1 protein-coding gene is annotated in these 1457 nt (G+C 70.1%); it reads right to left on the bottom strand.

Annotated features, from left to right (window positions below; all coding sequences use genetic code 11):
* The coding region (locus ASE16_RS20215; protein WP_235500674.1) for a hypothetical protein at positions 1-452 on the bottom strand (452 nt) is incomplete at its 3' end.
* Positions 453-1457: the final 1005 nt, after the last annotated feature.

Here is a 1457-nt window from a genome sequence, read left to right as displayed (position 1 = left end):
GCAGCAGCCGACGCCTGGGTGGTCGCATCCGCGTTCGCGGCAGCCTGAGCAGCCGGGTTCCCGTTCGCATCCGCCGCAGCCGACGCCGCCGCATTCGCATTCACGTCCGCATTCGCGTTCGCGTTCGCAGCAACAGCAGWCGACGCATCCGTGGACGCATCCGCAACAGCAGCAGCCTGCGCAGCAGACGACGCGTCACCGTTGGCCGCAGCCGTGGTGGCCGCGTTCGTGGTCGAGGACTGGTCCGCGTTCGCCGCAGCCTGAGCCGACACGTTCGAGGCAGCGTTCGCCGCCGACGACACATCAGCAGACGCATCCGTGGACGCRTCCGCGTTCGCTGYCGCCTGAGCGTTCGCCGCCGCAACAGCAGCCGGGTTCCCGTTCGCATCCGCCGCAGCCGACGCCGCCGCATTCGCATTCACGTCCGCATTCGCGTTCGCGTTCGCGTTCACTGACGCRTCCGTGGACGCATCAGCGATCGCGGCCGCCTGCGCAGCMGACGACGCRTCACCRTTRGCCGCAGCCGTGGTGGCCGCGTTCGTGGTCGAGGACTGGTCCGCGTTCGCAGCCGCCTGAGCCGACACGTTCGACGCAGCGTTCGCCGCCGTCGACACATCAGCAGACGCCGACGTGGACGCATCCGCCGTCGCCGCCGCCTGAGCAGCRGCMGCSSWCGTCACATCAGCMGCAGCCGACGCCTGSGTGGWCGCATCCGCGTTCGCCGCCGCAACAGCAGCCGGGTTCCCGTTCGCATCCGCCGCAGCCGACGCCGCCGCATTCGCATTCACGTCCGCATTCGCGTTCGCGTTCGCNCCGTTGGCCGCAGCCGTGGTGGCCGCGTTCGTGGTCGAGGACTGGTCCGCGTTCGCCGCAGCCTGAGCCGACACGTTCGAGGCAGCGTTCGCCGCCGACGACACATCAGCAGACGCATCCGTGGACGCGTCCGCGTTCGCTGCCGCCTGGGCGGCGGCAGCCGACGTCACATCAGCAGCAGCACTGGCCTGGGTGGAGGCATCCGCGTTCGCCGCCGCCTGAGCAGCCGGGTTCCCGTTCGCATCCGCCGCAGCCGACGCCGCCGCATTCGCATTCACGTCCGCATTCGCGTTCGCGTTCGCAGCAACAGCAGWCGACGCATCCGTGGACGCATCCGCAACAGCAGCAGCCTGCGCAGCAGACGACGCATCACCATTAGCCGCAGCCGACGCCGCAGCCTGCGCAACAGACGAGTTATCCGCATTCGACGCAGCCGCAGCCGCAGCCTGAGCAGCAGCATTCGCMKCCGACGACACATCAGCAGACGCATCCGTGGACGCRTCMGCSKTCGCYGCCGCCTGAGCAGCAGCCGCGCTCGTCACATCAGCAGCAGCCGACGCCTGGGTGGTCGCATCCGCGTTCGCGGCAGCCTGAGCAGCCGGGTTCCCGTTCGCATCCGCCGCAGCCGACGCCGCCGCATTCGC

This window comes from Leifsonia sp. Root227, from assembly GCF_001428745.1.
Taxonomy (GTDB): Bacteria; Actinomycetota; Actinomycetes; order Actinomycetales; family Microbacteriaceae; genus Leifsonia.
The sequence above is the reverse complement of the archived record's forward strand: the minus strand, read 5'-3'. Positions and strand labels throughout refer to the sequence as shown.